The 24,119-nt window shown below is 64.9% G+C and carries 21 protein-coding genes and 1 tRNA gene; 5 read left to right on the forward strand and 17 right to left on the reverse strand.

The annotated features are described in order from the left end of the window. Window positions 1-20: 20 nt before the first annotated feature. Entirely contained in the window at window positions 21-1,637 is a 1,617-nt protein-coding gene (locus tag AC1ME3_RS15665) for an NAD(P)/FAD-dependent oxidoreductase (RefSeq protein ID WP_480953906.1), read from the forward strand. Window positions 1,638-1,990: 353 nt separating this feature from the next. Here the strand turns inward: AC1ME3_RS15665 and AC1ME3_RS15670 are convergent, their stop codons facing one another. The 5 genes from AC1ME3_RS15670 to AC1ME3_RS15690 all read right to left on the reverse strand — a co-directional run bounded on the left by AC1ME3_RS15670 (window position 1,991) and on the right by AC1ME3_RS15690 (window position 6,870). Further along, window positions 1,991-2,680 (reverse strand): peptidylprolyl isomerase, encoded by a 690-nt coding sequence (locus AC1ME3_RS15670; RefSeq protein ID WP_480953907.1) that lies wholly within the window; start codon window positions 2,678-2,680, stop codon window positions 1,991-1,993. A 374-nt stretch (window positions 2,681-3,054) separates the two neighbouring features. Then, window positions 3,055-3,360, reverse strand: a complete 306-nt coding sequence (locus tag AC1ME3_RS15675; protein WP_480953908.1) for a UBP-type zinc finger domain-containing protein — start codon at window positions 3,358-3,360, stop codon at window positions 3,055-3,057. Further along, the gene (locus AC1ME3_RS15680; RefSeq protein ID WP_480953909.1) at window positions 3,357-5,015 is read right to left on the reverse strand and encodes an FAD-dependent oxidoreductase; all 1,659 of its coding nucleotides are present in this window, start codon (window positions 5,013-5,015) and stop codon (window positions 3,357-3,359) included. Before AC1ME3_RS15680 ends, AC1ME3_RS15675 begins: the two co-directional genes overlap by 4 nt. Continuing rightward, entirely contained in the window at window positions 5,012-6,394 is a 1,383-nt protein-coding gene (locus AC1ME3_RS15685; protein ID WP_480955851.1) for an FAD-containing oxidoreductase, read from the reverse strand. The genes AC1ME3_RS15680 and AC1ME3_RS15685 overlap by 4 nt, the downstream gene beginning before the upstream one ends. Continuing rightward, window positions 6,391-6,870 carry a DUF4126 domain-containing protein gene (locus AC1ME3_RS15690; protein WP_480953910.1) on the reverse strand — a complete coding sequence of 160 codons (480 nt, stop codon included), beginning with the start codon at window positions 6,868-6,870 and terminating at the stop codon, window positions 6,391-6,393. Before AC1ME3_RS15690 ends, AC1ME3_RS15685 begins: the two co-directional genes overlap by 4 nt. 546 nt (window positions 6,871-7,416) lie before the next feature. On the opposite strand from AC1ME3_RS15690, the gene htpG reads away from it, so the two are divergent. Then, window positions 7,417-9,321, forward strand: a complete 1,905-nt coding sequence (gene htpG / locus AC1ME3_RS15695; RefSeq protein ID WP_480953911.1) for a molecular chaperone HtpG — start codon at window positions 7,417-7,419, stop codon at window positions 9,319-9,321. 44 nt (window positions 9,322-9,365) lie between these two features. Here htpG and AC1ME3_RS15700 read toward each other — a convergent pair whose 3' ends face one another. The 5 genes from AC1ME3_RS15700 to AC1ME3_RS15720 form a co-directional block, all read right to left on the reverse strand. After that, entirely contained in the window at window positions 9,366-9,977 is a 612-nt protein-coding gene (locus tag AC1ME3_RS15700) for an ATP-binding cassette domain-containing protein (protein WP_480953912.1), read from the reverse strand. Beyond that, entirely contained in the window at window positions 9,967-10,656 is a 690-nt protein-coding gene (modB, locus tag AC1ME3_RS15705; RefSeq protein ID WP_480953913.1) for a molybdate ABC transporter permease subunit, read from the reverse strand. The genes AC1ME3_RS15700 and modB overlap by 11 nt, the downstream gene beginning before the upstream one ends. Further along, a complete protein-coding gene (gene modA, locus AC1ME3_RS15710) occupies window positions 10,656-11,414 on the reverse strand; it encodes a molybdate ABC transporter substrate-binding protein (protein ID WP_480953914.1) in 759 nt (252 codons plus the stop codon). The genes modB and modA overlap by 1 nt, the downstream gene beginning before the upstream one ends. A 79-nt stretch (window positions 11,415-11,493) precedes the next feature. Next, window positions 11,494-14,862, reverse strand: coding sequence for a polysaccharide deacetylase family protein (locus tag AC1ME3_RS15715; protein ID WP_480953915.1), 3,369 nt, complete (start codon window positions 14,860-14,862; stop codon window positions 11,494-11,496). A gap of 303 nt (window positions 14,863-15,165) precedes the next feature. Further along, window positions 15,166-17,499 carry a TonB-dependent receptor gene (locus tag AC1ME3_RS15720; RefSeq protein ID WP_480955852.1) on the reverse strand — a complete coding sequence of 778 codons (2,334 nt, stop codon included), beginning with the start codon at window positions 17,497-17,499 and terminating at the stop codon, window positions 15,166-15,168. Window positions 17,500-17,805: 306 nt separating this feature from the next. On the opposite strand from AC1ME3_RS15720, the gene AC1ME3_RS15725 reads away from it, so the two are divergent. After that, a complete protein-coding gene (locus AC1ME3_RS15725; RefSeq protein ID WP_480953916.1) occupies window positions 17,806-18,024 on the forward strand; it encodes a hypothetical protein in 219 nt (72 codons plus the stop codon). 318 nt (window positions 18,025-18,342) lie between these two features. Here AC1ME3_RS15725 and lepA read toward each other — a convergent pair whose 3' ends face one another. After that, a complete protein-coding gene (lepA, locus tag AC1ME3_RS15730) occupies window positions 18,343-20,163 on the reverse strand; it encodes a translation elongation factor 4 (protein ID WP_056049136.1) in 1,821 nt (606 codons plus the stop codon). Between the two features lie 108 nt (window positions 20,164-20,271). Between lepA and AC1ME3_RS15735 the strand changes: the two genes are divergently transcribed. Continuing rightward, window positions 20,272-20,348 (forward strand) — tRNA-Pro (locus tag AC1ME3_RS15735). Between the two features lie 110 nt (window positions 20,349-20,458). Here AC1ME3_RS15735 and AC1ME3_RS15740 read toward each other — a convergent pair. Together AC1ME3_RS15740 and AC1ME3_RS15745 are read right to left on the reverse strand one after the other, a co-directional pair. Next, the gene (locus tag AC1ME3_RS15740; RefSeq protein WP_480953917.1) at window positions 20,459-20,920 is read right to left on the reverse strand and encodes a DUF1465 family protein; all 462 of its coding nucleotides are present in this window, start codon (window positions 20,918-20,920) and stop codon (window positions 20,459-20,461) included. 115 nt (window positions 20,921-21,035) lie between these two features. Beyond that, entirely contained in the window at window positions 21,036-21,233 is a 198-nt protein-coding gene (locus AC1ME3_RS15745; protein WP_056058507.1) for a DUF465 domain-containing protein, read from the reverse strand. Between the two features lie 252 nt (window positions 21,234-21,485). On the opposite strand from AC1ME3_RS15745, the gene AC1ME3_RS15750 reads away from it, so the two are divergent. Continuing rightward, window positions 21,486-21,641: a YdcH family protein gene (locus tag AC1ME3_RS15750; protein ID WP_082441033.1), complete on the forward strand. Its 156-nt coding sequence runs from the start codon at window positions 21,486-21,488 to the stop codon at window positions 21,639-21,641. Window positions 21,642-21,691: 50 nt separating this feature from the next. On the opposite strand, the gene AC1ME3_RS15755 is transcribed toward AC1ME3_RS15750, so the two are convergent. From AC1ME3_RS15755 to AC1ME3_RS15770, 4 genes are all read right to left on the reverse strand, one after another. Next, window positions 21,692-22,081, reverse strand: coding sequence for a PilZ domain-containing protein (locus AC1ME3_RS15755; protein ID WP_480953918.1), 390 nt, complete (start codon window positions 22,079-22,081; stop codon window positions 21,692-21,694). A gap of 59 nt (window positions 22,082-22,140) precedes the next feature. Further along, window positions 22,141-22,611, reverse strand: coding sequence for an RNA polymerase-binding protein DksA (gene dksA / locus AC1ME3_RS15760; RefSeq protein ID WP_480953919.1), 471 nt, complete (start codon window positions 22,609-22,611; stop codon window positions 22,141-22,143). Between the two features lie 673 nt (window positions 22,612-23,284). Then, entirely contained in the window at window positions 23,285-23,614 is a 330-nt protein-coding gene (locus tag AC1ME3_RS15765; protein ID WP_480953920.1) for a hypothetical protein, read from the reverse strand. A gap of 147 nt (window positions 23,615-23,761) precedes the next feature. Beyond that, window positions 23,762-24,037 (reverse strand): hypothetical protein, encoded by a 276-nt coding sequence (locus AC1ME3_RS15770; RefSeq protein ID WP_480953921.1) that lies wholly within the window; start codon window positions 24,035-24,037, stop codon window positions 23,762-23,764. Between the last annotated feature and the right edge of the window lie 82 nt (window positions 24,038-24,119).

The raw sequence follows: 24,119 nt of genomic DNA on the forward strand, positions 1-24,119 counted from the left end.
GCGGCGCTAGAGCGACCGACATGCTCCGCATCACCGACCTCAAGCTCCCGCTCAACCACGCCGATGAAGCGCTCCCCGCCGCGATCCGTGATCGCCTGCGCGTCACCCCGCGCGACCTGATCCGTTACACCGTGGCGCGTCGCGCGCACGATGCCCGCGACAAGATGGACATCCAGCTCGTCTATTCGGTCGACGTCACGCTGAAGAACGAGGACATCGTCCTAACCCGCTTCCGCAAGGATCGCCACGTCCAGCGCACCCCCGACACAGGCTACCGCTTCGTCACCAAGGGCGGCGCGAGCTACACCGGCCCCCGCCCTGTGGTGGTCGGCGCAGGCCCCTGCGGGTTGTTCGCCGGGCTCATCCTGGCGCAGATGGGGTTCCGCCCGATCATTCTCGACCGCGGAAAAGTCGTCCGCGAACGCACCAAGGACACCTGGGGTCTCTGGCGCAAAAGCGTCCTCAACCCCGAATCGAACGTCCAGTTCGGCGAGGGCGGCGCGGGCACCTTCTCCGACGGCAAGCTCTGGAGCCAGATCAAGGACCCGCGCCATCTAGGCCGGAAGGTCCTGACGGAGTTCGTGAAAGCCGGTGCGCCGCCCGAAATCCTCACCGAAGCGCACCCGCACATCGGCACCTTCCGCCTCGTCACGATGGTCGAGAGCATGCGCGCGACGATCGAGGCGCTCGGCGGCGAATACCGCTTCTCGACGCGCGTCGACGGCCTCGATATCGTTGAGGAGGCGGGCGCGCGCCAACTCCGCGGGCTCCACCTGAGCACCGGCGACTATCTCGAAGCCAACCACGTCGTCTTCGCGGTCGGCCACAGCGCGCGCGACACGTTCGAGATGCTTCACGCCAAGGGCGTCCACGTCGAGGCCAAGCCGTTCTCGATCGGCGTCCGCATCGAACATCCGCAGTCCTGGATCGACGAAGCGCGGTTCGGCCCTTGCGCGGGCCATCCCGACCTCGGAGCCGCGGCGTACAGCCTGTCGCACCACTGCAAGAACGGCCGCACGGTGTATAGTTTCTGCATGTGCCCAGGCGGCACCGTCGTCGCCGCGACTTCGGAGGAAGGCCGCGTCGCCACCAACGGCATGAGCCAATATTCGCGCAACGAACGCAACGCGAACTCCGGCATCGTCATCGGCATTGACCCCGAGCGCGACTATCCCGGCCATCCGCTCGCCGGGATCGAGCTGCAACGCCACTGGGAATCGCGGGCCTATGTCGCAGGTGGCTCGAACTACAAAGCACCCGCGCAACGTATCGGCGATCTGCTCGCGGGGCGCGCGTCGACTGCACTCGGAACGGTAATACCGTCGTACAAGCCGGGCGTGCACATGACCGACCTGTCGGAGTGCCTGCCGGAGTTCGCGATGACTGCGTTGCGCGAGGCTTTGCCCCTGTTTGGGCGTGAGATTCCGGGTTACGATCATCCCGACGCGGTGCTCACGGGGGTCGAAACGCGCACCTCGTCGCCGGTGAGGATCACGCGCGGCGACGATTTCGTCAGTCTCAACACCGCGGGATTGTTCCCGGCGGGCGAAGGCGCTGGCTATGCCGGGGGCATCCTTTCCGCCGCGGTCGACGGCATCAAGGTCGCGGAGGCGGTTGCGCTTAGCCTCACTGCCTAAGCCGTTTCGTTCCCCCGCGAAGGCGGGGGTCCAGGAGCCACAAACGTTGGCAGTCGTGACCCTGGGCTCCCGCCTTCGCGGGAGAACAGAGGGTTGTGACAACTGATTTAAGGGTCTGCGGGGACCAGTTTCCACAACACCACCCCGGCGGAGGCCGGGGCCCAATTGGGGGAGGCTGCTGACCTAAAAGGCAAACAGCCATCATTTTGACCTTTCCAGTTGGACCCCGGCCTTCGCCGGGGCGGCGCAGAAGTCGATGGCGACCACCTTTGCGCCAGAAGCATGCGAAGGAAACGCCACTCCACTAACCAAACTGACAAACGTTCGAAGCGACGCGCAGCCGCCCCCACCCCTCACTTCCGCCGCTGCGGCCCAGTTTCGATCAACCACGCCCGCGGCAGTCCGGTCGGCTTGGCCACCCCGTCCAGCCGCCGCGCACTCACCAGCGCGACCCGTTTCAGGATCATCTGGTCCTTGAACGCGTCCATCCCGCCGCCGGTCGGCTTGGCGAGGATGCGCTTCACCACGTCCATCCCCGCGACGACATGCCCGAACGCCGCATAGCCCGGATACCCCGCGCGCGCGTCCATCGCCGGCGCCGGCCCCACCGTGATGAAGAAATTCCCGCCCGCCGATGCCGGCGTCATCCCCCGCGCCATCGAGATCGTCGCGTCGAGATGCTTGATACCCGTCATCGCTGTGGTCTCGAGCGGAAACGGCGGCAGGATCCGCCGTGCATCGGTGCGGATGCCCGCCTGGATGAAGCCGAGCTTCGGCGCGGATTTCTGGCGGCTCGCGCGGTAGAAATCGGTGCCGTCGAACCGGCCGTCATCGACATAGGCGAGGAAATTCGCGGTCGTCTTTGGCGCGTGACGTGCATCGAGTGCCAGCAGGATCGGGCCCTCCGACGTGACGATGCGGACGCGAACCAAGCCGGGCTTCGGTCCCGGTTCGGTGCGCTGTGCCTGCCGCCTTGCCGGCTGCGCCGTTCCTGCCGTCGCCAAGGCCGCAATGGCTACGAAGCCGATCATCAAACGCCGCATTTCGATCACTCACGCCTTTACCGATGGCGTCGGCTACCCTTCCGTATGTGGTGAGGCAAGCGTGGAGGGGTATCTAGTGACGTGGAGTAAACCGGTGATCGCCCTCGGTACCAACGTCAGTTTTGCACCGCTCAGCATGCACCAGCGAGCGCTTCGGCTTAGTTCCATTCGTCCGAGTAGGCGCCTCCCCGGCGGAGGCCGGGGCCCAGTTGGGAAACGCCGGTGATGTAGGTTTGTGCTTTGTCACTCAGGCCATGCCAACTGGGCCCCGGCCTTCGCCGGGGTGGTGTACCTGTGGGCAGTTCGTCCTAAACTTTCTTGCGCGCAGGGTAGCTCGTAATGCCGAAACACACCGCTACGACCGCCCCCCGCCCTCAAACATAGCGCGGGATCGGCCCCACCTGCGGCGTCTGGTCCGGCAGGTCCACCATCGTCTCGTCCACGAAGCACCAGCCCCAGCCCTCCGGCGGGTCGTACCCCTCGATGATCGGATGCCGCGTCGCGTGGAAGTGTGCGGTCGCGTGGCGGTGCGGGGAGTCGTCGCAACAGCCGACATGACCGCATTCGCGGCACAGCCGCAGATGCACCCATTCGCTGCCGATCCGAAGGCACTCCTCGCACCCCTTCGCGCTCGGCGTTACCTCGCGGATCGTATCCCTGTGCGTGCAACCGTAGCTCATTCCGCATACCTTTCCGCCATGTCCGCCAAAACCGTGTGGATCTGCGCAACCACCGCTGCGCCTTCGCCTACCGCCGCCGCGACGCGCTTGGTCGATCCGGCCCGTACGTCACCGATCGCGAACACGCCCGCGCGGCTCGTCTGCAACGGCAGCGCGGCGGCGCCGGTGACGATGAACCCCTTCTCGTCGGTATCGACGCAGCCCTTCAGCCAACCCGCATTCGGGTCCGCGCCGATGAACAGGAACAGGTGTCGCATCGCGCACCGCGTCTCCAAGCCGTCGCTGCGTTGGCGGAAGATTGCCCCGGTTAGCCCTGTCGCGCGCTCGCCCTCCAGCCCGACGATCTCGGTGCCGACGCGGATCGTCACGTTGGGCAGCGCGGCGATCCGGTCGATCAAATATTTCGACATCGTCGCGGCCAGCGGGCGGCGGACGATCAGGTGCAGGTGCTTCACGCGGGGTGCGAGGAACACCACCGCCTGCCCGGCCGAGTTGCCGCCGCCGACCAGCGCGACCTCCTCGCCCTCGCACAACCGCGCCTCGATCGGCGATGCCCAATAGGACACGCCGGCACCCTCGAACTCCGCCAAATCGGGGATGTCCGGCCGCCGATAGCGCGCGCCCGACGCGACGATAACGGTCCGCGACTGGACGCGTCGATCGCCCGGCAGTTCGAGCGCGAGTGGGTCACCCGCGGGCCGATCCTCGTCGCAATCGAGATGTTCCACGGTCAACGGGATTGCGATCTCCGCGCCGAACTTCAGCGCCTGATTGAATGCGCGCCCGGCCAAGGCCTGCCCCGAAATGCCGGTCGGGAAGCCCAGGTAATTCTCGATCCGCGCCGACGCCCCCGCCTGCCCGCCGATCGCACGCTCGTCGAGCACGATCACCGACAACCCCTCGGACGCCGCATACACCGCCGCCGCCAGCCCCGCCGGCCCCGCACCGACGATCGCGACGTCGTACACGGTGTCGGGATCGAGCTCCGGCGTGATCCCGAGGCAGGCCGCGACCTCGATATCAGACGGCCTTTTGAGCACCGTACCGTTGGGACAGACCACGAGCGGCAGATCGCTCGACGCGACACCGGTCCGCTCGACCAGCGCACGCCCCTCATCGTCCGATGCCGCATCGAGGACGATGTTCGGATAGCCCGATCGCGTGAGAAACCCTTGTAGCCGGACGACGTCGGGACTGTCCGGCAGGCCGACGATCACCGTCCCCCCGCTGCCCTGCTCGATTAGGCCGACGCGGCGGAGGATCAACGCGCGCATCACGATCTCGCCGACGTCCGCCGAGCCGACCATCAGCGCGCGCAGGTGCGCCGGATCGAACGGCAGCGCGGTACAGCCTTGGGGCCCAGCGGTGCCTCCGGCGATCGTCGGGCGTCCGGCAAGCTGGTTGACCTCGCCAGTCAATTGCCCCGGGCCGTGCGTGGTGATCGGCGCCTCGTGGCTGAGCCCGTCGCGGCGGACGACGTCGATCGTTCCTTCGAGCACCAGCCAGGCCGCGACGCCGTGCTCGCCGATCGCATAGACCTGCTCGCCCGCGGCAAACACGCGCGCCGGACCGCTCGCAAAGCGCTTCGCCGTCTGAAGCTGTTCCGCGTTGAGCACCGGGAACATCTGGTGATCGCGCGCGCCGAGATCGCTCATGTCTGCGCCACTGGTTCGAGCCCGAGCAACAGCGTCGGGATCAGTTCGGACACGGTCGGATGGATCGGCACCGCCCAGCGCAGCGCGGACACCGGCTGATCGGCGTTCATCATGTCGAGGATCCCGTGGATCGCTTCGTCGCCGCCGGTGCCGAGGATCGCCGCTCCCAATATCCGCTGTGTATCCGCATCCGCCACGATCTTCATGAACCCCTTCGTCTCGCCCTTTTCGACCGCGCGGCCGACGCGGGTCATCGGCCGCTTCGAGACCAGGATCGGCCGCCCGGTCTTCTCCGCCTGCGCCTGCGTCATCCCCACCCGGCCGAGCGGCGGATCGGTATAGAGCGCATAGCCGACCAACCGCTGGCTCAGCGTCCGGTCGCCACGATCGAGCAGGTTCGCGGCAACGATCTCGAAGTCGTTATACGCAGTATGCGTGAACGCGCCGCGCCCGTTGCAATCGCCCAGCGCCCATACGCCTGGCACGTTGGTCTGCAACATGTCGTCGACGGTGACATAGCCCTTCGCATCGGTTGCGATCCCGGCAAGATCGAGCCCGAGATCATCGGTATTCGGGCGGCGGCCGACCGCCAGCAGCACGTGGCTGCCGATCACCTTCGGATCGCCGGCCTGGCAATCGACCGAGACCGCGACGCCGTCCGCATGGCGCGCGAACGCGATGCAGTTCGCGCCCGTCCGCACCGTGATCCCCTCGTCCTCCAATATGCCCCGCACGGCTTCCGACACGTCGGCATCCTCGTGCCCGATCAGCCGTTCGCCGCGCTCCACCACCGTCACCGCGGCGCCGAACCTTCGGTACATCTGCGCGAACTCGAGCCCGACATAGCTTCCGCCGACGACGACGAGATGCTCGGGAATCTGTTCCAGCGCGACCATGTCGGTATTGTCGAGATGCGGCACGTCGCCGACACCGGGCATGTCGGGCACGATCGCCCGCCCGCCGACGTTGAGGAAGATGCGCGGCGCGGTCATCTCTTCGCCGTCGACCGCGATCGTCCGCGGTCCGGTAAAGCGGGCGTGGCCGCGCAGGAACGTGAGGCCCGCCATCCCCTCGAGCCAGCGCTCGTTGCCCGATCGCGCGTCCATCACGACCTTGCGCGCGCGCGTCGCGACGGCAGGCATGGCGACCGTGACATCGCCGGTCGCGATGCCGAAATCCGCCGCGCGCCTCGCGAGGTGCGCGGCATAGGCGCTCGCCACCAGCGTCTTGGTCGGCATGCAGCCGGTATTGACGCAAGTCCCGCCGACCAGCTTCCGCTCGATCAGCGCGACCGTCATGCCCGCAGCAGTCAAGCGGCCCGCCAGCGGTGGTCCGGCCTGTCCGGCACCGACGATGATCGCATCGAAATTCCGCATCAGATCGACAGCACCACCAGCACCGCCAAGAGGATCGCGACGGAATCCTCGATCAGCGCGGCCGGTCGATCGCTGCCGAACGTTGCCGCCAATCGCGCGCGCAAAGCCGAGCCGCCATAAATTCCGAAGACCGCACCGACGATCCCGAGAACGATCCCCGGCAACGGCGCACCGATGCCGTACCCCACGGCAGCGCCCGACACCCCGCCCGTTAGCAGGCGCGCGGCGAACTGCGGCGGCACCTTGCGGCTGGGCGTGGATGGCAGCTGATCGGTGACAAGTTCGGTGGCCGCGAGCAGCGTGAAGATCCACGGCGTGAACCGGTAGCCAAGGAACGCGAGCCATGTCGCCTGCAACGGCAACGTCCCCTTGCTCGCGGCCCAGGCTACCGCGGCAGGCGCCAGCATCGCGCGCAACCCCGCGACGATGCCGATGACAAAGGCGAGGATCAGTCCGTGAACGATCTGGGGGACGAGCATGGCGGTTTCCGATCCGGTGTGTTCGACATCGTCCCACGCACCGCCCCGAGCGTCAATTCGTTACGCATCCGATCTGGCCTCGATCCAGTATTCGCGAGGGTCAACTAACCGCCGACCCGGACTAAGCATCTGAAATCGAAAGCGGATACGGACTAGCGCTCGCGTGGATTCTAATTCGCAGTAGTGACTTCGATCTCTACCAAAAATGCCAGTCTGGCCAGCGCCGTGACCCGAACGGTCGGTCACGCTACCACGTTCCGGTTCTCTGCTATCCCGAATACCTATTGAAAGCGTTGATCATGCCAGCACAGCCAATCTTGCCGCCAACATTTGGGTTGGTCGCGACGACCGCGATCGACCTGTTGATAGCGCGCGCTACGTAGTAGTGCTTGGTGATGATCGCTCTGGTCTGGTGAACGCGCTCGACGCAGATCTAGACCTTTACCCGGCATGCGCGCTCGACCGGTCATCTCTGAGGTCTTGAATTCCGTTCACTCTCCGGCCAATTCCCGGACTGATACTTCTCTTCAGAGACCTGCCACATCCATGACCATCGAAATCGCGCCCGCTTCCAATACCGCCGCGCCCGAGACCCACGCCTTCGAGGCCGATGTTGCGCGGTTGCTCCATATGATGGTGCATTCGGTTTATTCGGATAAGACCGTGTTCCTGCGTGAGCTAATATCGAACGCGGCGGATGCCTGCGAAAAACTTCGTTACGAGGCGTTGAGTGCACCCGAATTGCTTGGCGATGAGACCCGGCTGGCGATCGCGATTACGCTCGATCCCGATGCCAAGACGCTGACGATCGAGGACAATGGCATCGGCATGACCGCCCAGGACATGGGCGAAGCGCTCGGCACGATCGCGCGCTCGGGAACCAAGGCGTTCATGGATCGGATCGCCGCGACGAGCGGTTCGGATGGCGCGCAGCTGATCGGCCAGTTCGGCGTCGGCTTCTATTCCGCGTTCATGGTCGCATCGAAGGTCGACGTGATCTCGCGGCGCGCCGGGGCGGACATCGCCTCGCTCTGGTCGTCGGACGGCCTCGGCACCTACACGATCGCCGACGTGCCGACCGCCGACGCCCCTGCCCGCGGCACCCGCGTCGTGCTGCACCTGCTCGACGACGCCGCTACCTACGCCGACCGCTTCACCGTCGAGCGCCTGATCAAGGACCAGTCGGGCCACGTACCCGTTCCGATCACGCTGCGCGAAAAGCCCGATGCTGAACCGGTCGACATTGCCGACGGTGCTGCGCTCTGGACCAAGCCGAAGGCGGATATCTCGGCGGAGGACTACGTCGATTTCTACCGCAGCGTGTCCGGCCAGTATGACGAACCCGCGCTGACGCTCCACTACCGCGCCGAAGGGCTGCACGAATATACGGTGCTCGCCTATGTCCCGGGCACCAAGCCGTTCGACCTGTTTGACCCCGACCGCAACGGCCGGACGAAGCTGTATGTGAAGCGCGTCTTCATCACCGACGATGCCGAGGTACTGCCACGCTATCTCCGCTTTGTGCGCGGGCTGGTGGATTCGTCCGACCTGCCGCTGAACGTATCGCGCGAGATGATCCAGGAGAGCCCCATGCTCTCCGCGATCCGTAAGGGCGTGACCGGCCGCGTGCTGTCCGAACTCGACAAGCTTGCGACGCGCGATGCGGAGGCATACGCGAAGATCTGGGATAATTTCGGCGCGGTCCTGAAGGAAGGACTGTACGAGGATTTCGAGCGGCGCGAGGCCTTGCTGATGCTCGCGCGGTTCAAGACCACGACGTCCGCGGGCGCTTGGCGTTCGGTGGCGGACTACGTTGAAGCGATTAAGGACAACCAAACCGCGATCTATTACGCGGTGGGGACCGATCTCGATCGCCTCGAAGCGTCGCCGCAGCTCGAAGGGTTCCGCGCGCGCGGGATTGAAGTGCTGTTGCTGCCGGACTCTGTCGACGGGTTCTGGGTGACGGCGGGCATCGACCATGACGGCAAGCCGTTCAAGTCGGTCACGCAGGGTGCCGCCGATCTCGGGCTGATCCCGTTGGTCGATGGCGCCGAGCAGCCTAAGTCCGATGCAGCGCCCGAGGTTGCCGACTTTATCGCCTTCGTGAAGGCGACTCTAGCGGATGCCGTGTCCGACGTGCGCGCATCGGAGCGCTTGACCGACAGCGCGGTGTGTCTCGTCGCGGCAGACAGCGGCATCGATCGCCAGCTCGAACGCATCCTCGCCATGAGCGGCCAAGCGCCCCCCGCCGCCAAGCCGGTACTGGAGATCAATCCGACCAGTCCGCTGGTCGCAAAGCTGGCGTCGCTTGGCGACGCAGATGCAACGTTGCGCGAGGACGCGGCGCATCTGCTGTTCGACGAGGCCCAGATCGCCGACGGTGAACGCCCGGTCGACGCCCGTGCCTTTTCCGCGCGCCTCGCCCGCCTGTTTACGCGCGCGCTAGGATAAGCCGTTGACCGTCTCCCTTCCTGATGGTTGGGGGACGGTCACCGTTACATTTGCACCACGCGCGTCCCGATCCGTTCCGCCTCGGCGGGGTCGTGAGTTACCATCAGGATCGGCAGCTTTAGCACGTCGCGGACGTGTTCGATCGCGACGAGCACTTCCTCGCGTCGAGCACGATCCAGCGACGATAAAGGTTCGTCGAGCAGCAAGAAGCGGGGACGGCTGAGTAGCGCCCGACCGATCGCGACGCGCTGCGATTCGCCTCCCGACAACGTGCTGGGCCAGCGATCGAGAAGGTGGCTTATGCCGAGGAATGCGATCCGGTCCTCAAATCCGTCCTGCCCGCGCGCGGCGCCGTAGACAAGGTTCGCACGGACGCGCATATGCGGGAACAGGCGCGCGTCCTGGAATACATAGCCGGCGCGCCGACGTTCGGGGGGTACATCGGCACCACCCGCCTTAGTCGCATCGAAAAGCGTTTCGCCGTTGACCGCAATCCGACCGCGGTCGGGGCGGAGCAACCCGGCGACCATGTTGAGTACGCTGGATTTGCCGATGCCCGAGGGACCGAACAGCACCGTAGCGCCCTCGCCTGCCTCCAGCGTCAAAGCGATGTGTGTGTTCCCAAGACGCTTCTCGATATCGATCTCAAAGGACATTGAGACCCCGGCCTGCGCGCCGCGTCAACAGTTCCGACGCGATCAGAGCTATCAACGACAAACCGACGGATACGCACGACAATCTCCACACGAGCGCATCAGCACCGGGTTGCTGGAGCGCGGAATAGATGGCCAGCGGCAAGGTCTGTGTTTCACCGGGTACGTTGGAGACGAAGGTGATCGTCGCGCCGAACTCACCGATCGACCGCGCGAACCCGAGCACCGCGCCGGCCAGCACGCCGGGGATACTGAGCGGCAACGTCAGCGTCCAGAACACGCGCCAAGGCCCCGCGCCCAGCGTCCGCGCGGCGTTCTCAAGCCGCCTGTCGACCGCTTCGATCGAGATCCGCATTGCGCGCACCATCAACGGCAGCGCCATGACGCCCGCCGCGATCGCTGCGCCGGTCCAGCGGAACAGGACCGTCACGCCGAACCAATCCTGCAACCACGCACCGATCCGGCCATTGGGACCGAACGCGAGCAGCAACAGCCAACCGGTCACGACCGGCGGCACGACCAACGGTAGATGAATCGCCGCATCGACGACGACTTTCCCCGGAAAACGGATGCGTGCCAGCAGCCAAGCGAGCGCGAACGCGATCGGCAAAGTCACCGCCATCGCGACGCCGCCGACCCTCAACGACAGCGCGACGATTCCCCATTCGGTCGCGTCGAGCACTAGCGCGCGGAGAACCCGTAGCGGACGAAGATCGCCTTGCCCGCAGGCGAGACGAGGAAGCGGCGGAAGCCCTCGGCCTCCGGGTTCGACGACGTCTTCAGCCGTGCGATTGGATAAGTGATAGCCGGGTGCGTCGCCTCCGGAAAGACGCCGGCGATACGAACCTTGGCCGATGCCTTGACATCCGTCGCGTAGACGATCGCGAGCGGTGCCGCGCCGCGCTCGACCAGCGCCAGCGTCGCGCGGACATTTTCCGCGCGCACTACCTTCGGCGACACCTGCGCCCAGACGCCGAGCTTTTCCAGCGATGCCTGCCCGTATTTTCCGGCTGGCACGGCGGTATCCGCCATCGCCAACGGTCCGGCGGTCAGTACGCGAACGAGCGCAGCGGGCGGGCGCACCGGGATTCTTACCTGGCTACCCGCCGGCGCTGCAACGACGAGGCGATTGCCGAGGAACGTGACGCGGGTGCTGGCGACGATCAGGTTCTTCGCCGCGAGTTCGTCCATCCAGTCCTCGTCCGCGGATACGAACAGATCGGCGGGCGCGCCAGCTTCGACCTGCCGCGCGAGCGCCGACGATGCCGCGAACGAGATCGTCGGCTTTACGTGGCCTTTCTTCGCCCACGCATCGGCGGCCGCGGTCAGCGACTCCTGCAACGAAGCTGCGGCAAGCACCAACGGAGGACGCTGTTGTGCCTGCGCACCCGTCGCCCCAAGACTTGCCGCCATCATAAGCGCCGTCGTCAGATACCGCATGCCACCTACCTCTCGAACTCTGCGCGTACCGATATATAGCGCCGGGCCATAACGCCAGCCGGTTCGATATGTTGCGTGCTCAGTTCGCCGTGACCCGCCCGGTCCGCGCCAGCTTGCCCCAGCCGACCAGCGGTCCGCGCAACGCCTGCGCGATCGCCTTCAAGACGACGTAGTACATCACCTGACGGTAACCGATCCGCTGCGGGATCAGCAGCCAGAGCAGCCGCCAGCGCTCCTTGCGCTCCAAGGCGAACGCGATCGTCGCGGCGAGCAAATCGATCGCGGTGAATATCAGCCAATAGGCGAGCATCGTATAGACGTCGTGGCTGGTCTGCTCCCAGCCATGCGCCTGGACAGCAAGATAGGTCGAGGCGAAGCTGACCAGCAGCGCGAGATCGATGATCGGCGAGATCGAGGCGAGGACGATCTGGAACACGATTGCCTGCGGCAACCCTACCCAACCCAGCCCGCGCGGATGCGAACTCCCAATCGCCGACCGGTGCTTGTAGAGACACTGCAACGTCCCGAACGCCCAGCGGAACCGCTGTTTGGCAAGCGCGCGCATCGTCTCGGGCGCCTCGGTCCAGGCGATCGCGAACTGGTCGTACTGCACCTTCCAGCCATGGCGCTGGATCGCGATCGTGAGGTCCTGATCCTCCGCGAGTGTGTCGTCGGGATAGCCGCCGACGCTGCGGATTGCCTCCAGCCGCCACGCGCCAACCGCACCCGGCACGACGGTCATCGCGTTCAGCCGAGCGAGCGCGCGGCGTTCGAGATTCTGCGCAGTGATGTATTCGAGCGCCTGCCATTTGGTGATCAGATTGACGCGGTTGCCTACCTTCGCGTTACCCGCAACCGCGCCGAGCTTGGGATCGTCGAACCAGCGCGCGAGGCGGGCGATGGTCATCGGCTCGAACTGCGTATCGGCGTCGAGAGCGATTACGATCTCGCCGCGCGCCAGTTCGAGCCCGCGGTTGAGCGCGCGCGCCTTCCCGCCGTTCTCCAGCGTCAGCAGGCGAACGCGGTCGTCGCCGGCGAACGCCTCGGCCACGACGCGGCTGGTGCCGTCGCTCGATCCGTCGTCGATCACGATGACCTCGATCGCGACATCGTTCGACGCGAGCACGCCCTCCACGGCGCGGACGATCACGCGCTCCTCGTTGAACGCCGGGATCATTACAGTCACGAACCGCGACGGATCGATCGCCGGGAACACCGTCTTCAACTCGCGCCGCCCCTGGATCAACGCGAGCGCCGACAGCGCCAAAGCGCGCAAAATGCCGATCGTGATCGCGATGCCGAAGATCCAGCGGAGCGCTACGACGATGCCGCCGAGTGTGCTGAACAGCGCGAGATCAGCAACCGCGGCGACGCGGTCACTCGACGAGATAACCGGCATCGACTGGTTGCGCGATAGCCCCGCGAGCGTCGAAACGGGGACGAAGCGGTAGCCCATCGCCCGCAACCGCTCGATGATGACCGGCAGCGCCGCGACAGTCTCGGCGCGGTTGCCGCCGGCGTCGTGGAGCAAGATGACGTTCCCGCTGCGCTCGGGATTGCCCGCCTCGACGCCGGCGATCGTCCGATCGATGATCGCCTGCACACCGGGCCGCTTCCAGTCGTCGGGATCGACGTGGAGACCGACCGAAATATAGCCGCGCTGCTGTGCTTCGAGAGCAGGCAGGATCTCGTCCGCGGTGCTCGGTTCGGCATCGCCGAAATAGGGTGCGCGGAACAGGCGGAGCGAACGCCCGGTGAACGCCTGGAAGAGACGCTGCGTGGTATTGAGCTCGTACTTCACTTGGCGCTGCGAGACGTTGGCGAGGTTCGGATGCGTATAGGTGTGGCTGCCGATCTCATGGCCTTCGTCGACCATCCGTTGAAGAAGCGGCCGCTCGGTTAGCGCATTCTCGCCGATGACGAAGAAAGTCGCGGGAACGTGTTCGCGCTTAAGGATGTCGAGGATCTGCGGCGTCCATTCGGGGTCGGGCCCGTCATCGAACGTCAGCGCAAGCTGCTTCGGGCGATAGCCGGTGCGGACAACGACATAAGGCGACGGCATCCGTGTAAAGTTGACGTCGGCAATCGTGCCGTCCTTGGCCGGCACCGCGTCGCGGATACCGGTGACGGGCTCGGCGGCGATCTTGAGGATCTCGCCGCTGCCTTCGATATCGACGTTGGTGCCGGCGGGCATGTTATCGATGGAATCGGGAATCGGCAGTTTCCGATGATCGCGACCCCAGATCGACCAGAGCCCGGGATCTTCGGAGCCGAGACGCCAGAGCGCCACGCTGCCGAGACCCGCCTTTTGCAGGAACGCGATCTGGTTGTACGCCGACGCCGCGTCGAGCAGCCAGACCTGATGCTGCACGCCGCCCTCGGAATAGGCGAAGCTGCTGTTCCCGCTAGTCTTGTCGAAGGTCGGCATCGTGCCCGAGTCCGCTGCGTTCTGCCAAGCTTCCTCGACGTCAAGCGCATCGGCGTTGCCGCTGTCCGCACCAGCGTGCCAATCATACGCGTAGGAGCCGATCGCCACGACCAGTTTCGACGGGGGGATACCGCGCGCTGCGTCCGCGACCATGCGCGCGAACCAACGCTGTGACGCGATTGGGCCGGGCGCGCCGCTCGGCTCATGCTCGTCATACGCCATCAGGAAGACCTTGTCGGTCACTTTGGCATAGGCGGGCAGGTTCCAGTCCGGGTTCGCGACCGGCGCGGCGATCGCGACGACCCAGCCACGGGGTGCAAAGCGCGCGCGCGTTTCGGCGAGGAAGGCGCGGTAATTGGGCTGCGCCGATGCGGGCAGCTCCTCGAAATCATAGAACACGCCGCCGGCATGGTTCGCGCTGAGGAACGGTACAAGCTTGTCGAGGAAGGCGGCACGTGCCTTTGGATCGGCGAACATCGCGGCACTACCGGCGCCGTCCCAATTCCCGTCGACCGCGTTCTGCACCATCGGCAGGATCATCGGGCGGTGGACCGCCTTGTTCAGGATGTCGCGCCCGGCTTGGTCGCGGAACACGGTGATGTGGTGATCCTTGCCGGTGATCGAGACCCAGCCGGGGATCAGCCAGTCGAGTTGTTCGACGTGCCGCGCGAGGCTTGCCGTGCTGGCTTCGTCCCACGGCGCGTGGAAGGCGATCGCGAGCGGCGGGTTGGCGCCGTTGCCGACACCGGGCTTGGCCGCGCTCGTCCCGAACAGTTGCTTGGCGTAGTAATTGAGGTCGCGCCGGGTTTCACGAAGGATGCCGCCGCGCGGGGCTGGCAGCTTGTGGAGCGCGGGATGCTCGGGCTCGATCGGCAGCAGCGGCGCAGTCGGCACCGCACCGATGGAGACGGCGAACATCACGATCGACAGCAGCAGCAGGGCGATGAACGCGGCGACGCCAAAGGTGAACCGCCGACGACGACGGCCGCTTGCATCATAGAATACGGGATTGAGCGACATGGAGCGAGTATCAACCGGCCGAACGAAAACGGCAACTCGCCGCAATGATTCGCTACAATGCCGTTGGCGCGAACGCTGCTGAAAAATGCGTCACGCGGGCGTTAGACGGAGATCGAAAGCCCGCTGCATCCCCTCCCGCATGAAGTCGGCAATTCGAACGATCCTCCCCCGCCAGGGGGAGGTGGCACCGAAGGTGACGGAGGGGGAGGAACACGCAACAGCGGTTTCCCTTACCTCCCCCTCCGTCTGGCAAGTGCCCGCCACCTCCCCCTTGCGAGGGAGGATTGCCGGCGCCCTACCCGATCAGCGGAACTTGCCGCTGAGCGAGACGCCAATGATCCGCGGCTCGTTGAAGACGGCCGCCATGTAGTTCTCGATCACGCCCTTGAGGTTCTTCTCGCCGGTGATGTTGCGCGCGAACACGGCGAACTCATACGCATCGTCCGGCGCCGCGTAGCCGATCTTCAGGCCGCCCTCGAAGTTGCCGTTCGCGGTGAACTCCTTGGTCTTGTACAGCACGAACTGCGTATAGCCCTGGATGTTGAAGTCGCCCGCGATGAACGCGCGGCCGCCATTGCCGAGCGGCTGGTCATACCGTGCGGTCAGGTCGACGTTATACTCAGGTGCATTCGGCAGCGGCTCGCCGTCGATCTTGACCAGGTACGTCGTACCGAACGCGCCGACGACCGCGCGCGGCGTTCGCGAGGGCGTGCAGACCACGATATTGTTGAGCGCGCAGATCTGCACTTCGGTCGTCTTGTCGCGGATCGCGCTGTGCAGCAGGCTCAGGCCTGCACCCAGCGTGAGGTTCGGGACCGGCCGCCAATTGGCTTCGGCTTCCATGCCGTATGCCTCGGCCTTGTTGCCGTTGAACAGGATGCCGTTGCCGTTCACATCGTTGCCGTTGAGCTGGATATCGTTGACGCGGTAGCCGAACACCGTCGCGTTGAGGCTCAGCGTGTTGTCGAGCAGGCGCGTCTTGATCCCCGTCTCCCATGACAGGATTGTCTCCGAGTTCGCGGTCGAGAAATCGGAGTTGAACACCGCCGAACGGCCCTGGATCGTCGGTCCGCGGAAGCCTTGCGCAACACGCGAATACAGGCTGATGTCGGGGTTCGCCTGGTACAGGATGCTCGCATCCCAGCTCGGCTTGGTCGACTTCAGCGTGACGTCGCGACGGAAGCCCGACGGATACTGGTTGACCCCCAGCGCATTCTGCACCGTCTTCAGCAGCTCAGTACGCTTCTTGTCCTCAGTGATACGGCCACCGAGTGTGACCGTCAGCTTGTCCATCAGCTCGTAGCTGATCTGGCCGAAGCCCGCCCACGAGGTGTTGACGTCATGCAACCGCACCCAGTTGTTGGGGTTCGGGCGCGTGCCGTTCACGTCCGGTGCGGTCAGGAAGAAGGTCCGCTGATAGAAATCGGTGATGTCGCGGTTGTCGAAATACAGTCCGCCGACCTGCCAATTGAAGCGGCCGCCGGGCGTGCCGGCAATACGCAGTTCCTGCGACCATTGATCGAGATCGCGGATTTGACCCTGCGATTCGCCGAAACCGTTCGCTCGCCCGTTGAAGGGGAAGCTAACCGCTGCACCACCATCGGTATCGCCGCGGCTAAACCCGGACGTGGTCTCATATGCGGTAATCGAGGTCAGCGTGGCCGGACCGAAGTCGTAGGACGCGCGCGCCGAGCCGCCATAGGTGTTGTAGCTCTGCGGGTTGTCGTTCCCCTCATCGAGCGAGACGGTGTTGCGCGGCTCGGCCGACGCATCGTTCGAGCCTTTCTTCAGTGCACCGCGGTGGAACAGCGTCGATGTGCCGTCATACCAGCGTGCGTGGCCGGACAGGTCCAGCGTAAAGCGCTCGCCGGGGGTCAGCGCAAGCTGGACGCGGATGTTGCGATCGTCGAAGCCGCCCATCGCGTCCTTGCGCGGCGTCGCGGTGCTGTCCGCGCTGAAGCCTGAGAACCGGTTGTCGATATAGTTCTCGCGGTGCTGGATCAGCGTCGACAGGCGGATCGACAGCAGGTCCTTGATCAACGGGCCACCGACGCCGGCGTCGAGGCTGACGCTGTTGTACGAGCCGACCGAGGCGGATGCGCGGCTCTCGAAGTCGTTGGTCGGCTTGTTGGTATCGAACTTGATGATGCCGGCGGTGGTGTTGCGCCCGAACAGCGAGCCCTGCGGACCGCGCAGGACTTCGACCTGGCGTACGTCGAACACCGGGTTCGACTTTAGCACGACATGCTCGAGGATCACGTCGTCCTGGATGATCGTGACCGGCTGCGACGCGCCGAGGTAGAAATCGATGTTGCCGAGGCCGCGGATGTAGAAGCGCGGGAAGATACGGCCGGTAGTTGATTCGACGTACAGGCCGGGGACGCGGCCCGACAGCGCGAGCAGCGTATCGTCGCCGCCTGCGGTATAGGCGCGCAGTGCGTCACCCGACGCGACGCCGACCGAGAGCGGGACCTTCTGGAGGTTTTCCGAACGACGCTCAGCGGTGACGACGATGTCGTCCAAGCCTTCCTCGGGGGCAGCCTGCCCAGCCTGAGTTCGGGCCTGATCCTGGACCGGCGCGGCCTGTGCGAACGCAGCCGATCCACCCACAACCGAACCAAACGCGACGCCGAGCATCAACGCCGACTTAACGACCGAAATCTTCAAGATGATATTCCCCAATAGTGCAGCGGCGTCCCTGACGACCGGCCGCACATCCCAATACGCAACGTCGCTACGCGCCATCGACCGCCCTCCCCGGACGGCCCGACGACGCCTCGCGACGCTCACTCCCCGGTTGGGCGGTTAGGCCGGGAATGTGTTGGTATGATGACAGTTGGTTACGGCGTTTCGGGGTGAGTGCGGGTTTGCGACACGGTGCGATATTTTTGCCGATGGCAGGGAGCGTAAGCGCCATGCTAGCGTCACCATATGGACTTGGTGATGCGATTTTGGCTGACCATTCGGGGTTCGGGTTGGTTCCAACCCAGTGCGACCGGCGGCATCTTCCCGTTCCCGTTCGCCTGGCAGGCTTGGGCGATCATGGCGGTGTTTATCGCCGCGATCGCGGCTAGCGTCGTACTGCACGGCGAAGCGGCGTGGCTAACGCGGATTATCCTGTGCATCGGCTACATCGCGTTTGGGGTCGCGACGTACGAGTGACGGCGACCGCGGTGATGCGCCGTTCCAGCAGGGGTAGGCATTCGGGGTTTGGGTTGACGAGTGTTTCAACGTCGCTCCTCCACTCCGGACAGGTTCGGCGTCGATGCCCACGGGCTAGGGTAGCATGTTTCCCCGCGAAGGCGGGGACCCAGACTGGGCTCCCGCCTTCGCGGGAGAACAACGAGTAGCGGAGTGTCGTTCGAATGCGGTCGCAGTACCGGCGCGGTAAAGCCGCGTCGTCGAACGAAACGACCGAGTACGATCTCGGCCGGTCGCCGTCCGGCTATACGCCTATCCTCATCAGAGTAGAGCTTGGCCTCAGGCGTCGTCGCCCATCCTCAGCGCCGCGATGAACGCCTCCTGCGGGATGCTGACCGAGCCATACTCGCGCATCTTCAGCTTGCCCTTCTTCTGCTTCTCCAGAAGCTTCTTCTTGCGGCTCGCGTCACCGCCGTAACACTTCGCGGTCACGTCCTTGCGCATCGCGCTGATCGTCTCGCGCGCGATCACCTTGCCGCCGATCGCCGCCTGGATCGGGATCTTGAACAGATGGCGCGGGATCAGTTCCTTCAAGCGCTCGACCATGCCACGGCCGCGCACTTCGGCGGTGCCGCGGTGGACGATCATGCTCAGCGCGTCGACCGGCTCCTCGTTGACCAGGATACCCATCTTGACGAGATCACCCTCGCGGTAGCCGATCTGGTGATAATCGAAGCTCGCATAGCCCTTCGACATCGACTTCAGCCGATCGTAGAAATCGAACACGACTTCGTTCAGCGGCAGTTCGTAGGTCGCCTGCGCGCGACCGCCGACATAGGTCAGGTTCTTCTGGATACCGCGGCGGTCCTGGCAGAGTTTGAGCACCGACCCGAGATATTCGTCGGGGACGTAGATCGTCGCCTCGATCCACGGTTCGCTGATCGTCGCGATCTTGTTCGGCTCGGGCATGTCGGCGGGGTTGTGCAGCTCGATATGCGTCGTGCCGGACGGATCGGGATGAGTCAGCTCGATCTCGTAGACGACGGAAGGCGCGGTGGTGATCAGGTCCAGATCGTATTCGCGCGTCAGCCGCTCCTGGATGATCTCCAGATGCAGCAGCCCGAGGAACCCGCAGCGGAAGCCGAAGCCCAGTGCCGCCGACGTCTCCATCTCGAACGAAAAGCTCGCATCGTTCAGCCGCAGCTTCGAGATGCTCTCGCGCAGCTTCTCGAACTCGGCGGCATCGACCGGGAACATCCCGCAGAACACGACCGGCTGGACTTCCTTAAAGCCCGCCAACGCTTCGAGTGCAGGCCGCTTGGCGTCGGTGATCGTGTCGCCGACGCGCGTCTGCGCGACCTCTTTGATCTGCGCGGTGATGAAGCCCATCTCGCCGGTGCCGAGTTCGGTCAGCTGCTCGATCTTCGGACGGAAACAGCCGACCCGGTCGACAAGGTGCATCGTCCCCGTCTGCATGAACTTGATCTGCTGGCCCTTTTTCAGGACGCCGTCGATCACGCGCACCAGAATCACGACGCCGAGATACGGATCGTACCAGCTGTCGACCAGCATCGCCTTCAGCGGCGCCTCCGGGTCGCCGCTCGGTGGCGGGATCTTGGTGACGATCGCCTCGAGGATCTCGACGATGCCGATCCCCGATTTCGCCGACGCGAGCACCGCCTCCGATGCATCGATGCCGATCACGTCCTCGATTTCCTTGCGCACCTTTTCGGGCTCGGCGGCGGGCAGATCGATCTTGTTGATGACGGGCACGATCTCGTGGTCGTGCTCGATCGACTGGTAGACGTTGGCGAGCGTCTGCGCCTCGACGCCTTGCGCGGCATCGACCACCAGCAGCGCGCCTTCGCACGCAGCCAGGCTGCGGCTCACTTCATAGGCGAAGTCGACATGCCCCGGCGTGTCCATCAGGTTGAGGACGTAATCGAGACCGTCCTTGGCGTGATACGCGAGGCGCACGGTCTGCGCCTTGATCGTGATCCCGCGCTCCTTCTCGATGTCCATGTTGTCGAGCACCTGCTCGGACATTTCGCGCGCGGTGAGGCCGCCAGTTTCCTGGATCAGCCGGTCGGCGAGCGTCGACTTGCCATGGTCGATATGGGCGATGATGGAAAAATTGCGGATGCGGTCGAGCGGAGTCATGGCGCGCTCCTAGCAGCGACACCGCGTGCGCGATAGATCGCGGACACACTCCATAATTGTCTTGAACGTTCGGGATGTCGCGGCTAGGGCGTTCACCGGCAATGTTGTCGGGGCGTGGCGCAGTCTGGTAGCGCACTGGTCTCGGGGTCCAGGGGTCGTAGGTTCGAATCCTATCGCCCCGACCATTGCCGATTTACGGGGTGAGTTTGCCCCCTCCCCGAACCCAAACTCTCCGTGATGATGTAAGCACACACCGCCCAGCGGGCCGCTCTGCTGCCGAGTTAAACTCAGCGCCCTAGAACGCGTTGGCGATCCGCTTCTGCATCGACCGAACGGGGCTCGCGATTACCGCCGGCATATCCTGCGCCTCATCCATCAGGGCCACGCGTCGATGCAGGTCGGTGCTGGACCCGATCATCTCACGCGCCCGCGCCGGCAGCATCGCGAGCAGCGCCGCATCGGTAATCGGCGCATCGCCCAGCCGCCGCGAGGGATCGAGCGCGTCGCGCAGGCGCAACTCCCCGGCCTGGACCGCGCGCTGCGTCAGCAGCCACGCGATGACGTGCATCAGCCGCGTCGTCACCTTGAGCGATTCGCAACTGAAGCTGACCCGGATCAGCGGATCGAGCGCCTCGCGTTCGACCCGGCCGGCTTCGTCGAAATAGGTCCGCGCCTCGTCGGCCAGCAGCATCGCTTCGCTGTACAGAGCGTCGATCAGGCGGCGCTGCATCCGCGATTCATAGCCGGCGTGGGTCATCGATTGGACAAATGGCACACCGGCCGGACGCCATCCAGAGAGGTTAACGACACGCTAACCATCACCTGTCCCAAAATGCGCCAGTACGTGCGCGTTCCAGTTTAGGACGTTGCAATCACGCGATAATATCCGGGATCAGCAGGTCTTCCAGTGAGGCAATTTCGTCCCGAAGCCGTAATTTGCGCTTCTTGAGCCGCGCCATCTGCAACTGATCGGGCGTCGACGCCAACGCGAGGGCGGCGATCGCGTCGTCGAGATCGCGATGCTCGATCCGCAATGAATCAAGTCGAACTCTGGTCTGCGCGTCGTCCACTCGCCCCCCGATGGCTGCCGTCGTATCCGGTGCCCTTAGCAAACGCAGCGCAGTGCGCGAGTGCGAAACCGTCCCTGCCCGTCAGACCGAGACCGAAAACGTACTTCGCGACGAATCGCGACCTCTCTGCGCACGATCGGTCCGTCGCGCCAAATCGTTCGACCAATCGATTTGGTCCGTTTCCGATGAAGACATTTCGATGACGGAGTGGTTTACTCCGTTCCCCAACCCGAATGCAGGAGGCATCCCACCGTGCAGACGACTCATCAGACAGCCCTGGAAACCAAGCATGCCGTGCTGGAGCAGCGGATCGCCGACGAAACGCACCGTCCGCTACCCGACGCGAACCTGCTGGCGAGCCTGAAGAAGCAGAAGCTGCGACTGAAGGAAGAGATCGTCAGCGTATAACGGTTGCAGATACTGCTCCCCGGGTAAATCCGGGGAGCCACTTGCCGGAGCTACAGTGGCTTCGGATTGCGCAAGGCGTACGCACTGTCCGACGCCTTGACGGTATAGGACGGCGACAAGGGTTTGGCCCCACCGGGAGATTTGCGCACCAGCAGCGGATCGATCGACGAGTCGAGCGATATGCCCATCCGCCCCTCGGTGCACCACGCGACCGTGCCGGCAACTTCGCCGATCCCGCGCAATGTCACCGTAACCGGCGTCCCGACATCGACGACCTTGGCGAGCTCGGCCATCAAACCCGTCTCGGACAGATTACGAACCCTCGCCTCGCGGGCAGTCGTCTCGTCGCCGACCCGCACCTGCGCGACCAGCAGCAAGCTGTCCCGCTCGCGCTGTCGGCGGTTCTCGTTGCCGCCGGCCGACCCGGTGTCGATGCTCATGCCGCGACCGATTTTACCATGATCGAACACAGCTTTCTCTTCCCCGTCGGTGGGCGCGATCAATCCTCGCGCGACACCTTCTCGTTACGCTCGTGTCGTTCCTGCGCCTCGACCGTCATCGTCGCGATCGGCCGCGCTTCCAGCCGTGCGAGACTGATAGGCTCGCCGGTGACCTCGCAATAGCCATATTCGCCTTCGTCGATACGCCGGATCGCGGCTTCGATCTTCGAGACCAGCTTGCGCTGACGGTCGCGCGTGCGCAGTTCGATCGACCAGTCGGTTTCGCTCGAAGCGCGGTCCGTCAGATCCGCCTCACGCAGCGAATCGACCTGCAGCTGGGAGAGCGTTTCCTGCGACTCCCGCAGGATCGACTCCTTCCACTCCTGAAGCTTTCGGCGGAAATACGCCTGCTGCTTCAAGCTCATGAACGGCTCGTCCGCGTCTGGACGATAGCCATCCTCGCCGCTGTCGTTGGCGGCCTCTCGACTGGAATTCTCGGTATCGTCCATACGATTCATCACGGTCGCCATACCACTCTCCCTCTGGCCCCGTCGTATCAGCCTCGCTGATTTCCAAGGACCGCCCCCAAATGGTGAAAGCGCCTATAGTCTCACGTGCTGGGGACCACAAGCGACAGGACTTGCGCATTCTGCCCCGAAACCGACATTATATTGCGGTCGCGAGATCGGGGATGTCGCAGTCGCTGTCATACGTTTGAAATGCGCGCGCAGGACGGCAGGCAACGACTGTGTCCCAGTGCGGCACGTTAACGATAGCATCCAGTATTCCGCACAGGTAAATCCTCGTTTAACCATGTCGAATGTGGTTAAGCCACTTGCGCTTAACGCTTTGTTTTGCAGTTAGTCGGATAGCAGTTCCGAATACTGCGTACGGGGATCCGGCAACACGAGGGTGCCGGCAACGAAAGAGTGACGATATGTCGGTGAGGATGGCCCTGGCGAAATTGTGCGCGTGCGCGTGCGGCGGCGCTTTGATCGGCGGCGGCGCGGTGCATATCGCCGAGCGTCCGCAGCGTACTGCCAATACCAAGCGCGTACTGGTCAAGCGAGTCGCGCGCCCGCAGATCGCTGCCGTGGCTCGACCGCGCGTGCGCCGGGTCGTCACCACGACTCGCCAGACGTGCGCGCCGACCGTGGTGACGGTCGCGAACGCAGCACCGGTTCCGGTTCCGGTCGGCGACGGCTATATCGGTGGCGGCGGCGCGGGCCCTGTCCCGGTGGTGGTCGGCGGTAGCGGTGGGTTCTTCGGCACGCCCGGTGGATTTGGCGGTTTCGGTGGTGGCTTTGGCGGCGGCTTCGGCGGCAGCGGCGGATCGAGCGGGAGCATCGTGATCTCCTCGACGTCGAGCGGCGGATCGACCTCCACCGGCGGATCCTCGACCAGCAGCGGCGCGTCTTCAACGTCCAGCGGTGGTTCCTCGACCAGCACGGGCGGCGCGACCATCTCCAGCACGTCGTCGACGGGTGGGTCGAGCGGCAACGTCTCGTCTGCCTCGGGTGGATCGAGCGGCAATGTATCCTCGGCGTCGGGCGGGTCGAGTGGTAACGTCTCGTCCGCATCGGGCGGATCGAGCGGCGACGTGTCGTCGTCGACCAGCAGTGCATCCTCGGCGTCGTCGGCCTCGTCCGCGTCGTCGGCCAGCAGCGGCAGTTCTTCGGGTTACGGGTCGAGCAGCAAGGGTTGGGGGTCGAGCGGCGGCTGGAACTCGACAGGCGGCTGGAGCTCGAACGGATCGTCGGGCAGTTCCGCGTCCTCGGGCAGCAGCGGCTCGTCCGCCAGCGGATCGAGCGCGAGCAGCGCCAGCAGCGCGTCGAGCGCCAGCAGCGCCAGTTCGAGCGGCAGCACAGGGTCGAGCGGTGGTCCGCCGGCACCCGTTCCTGCTCCGCCGATGGTCCTGCTGTTCGGTGCGGCGGCCGCTGCGCTGGTAGCGCGCAAGCGTTTCGCCAAAACAAAGGCGGTTGCAGCTTAACTTCTGGAACTTTGCACAGAAAAGGCCCCGCCGGAGATCCTCCGACGG

The organism is Sphingomonas sp. BL2, assembly GCF_056680015.1.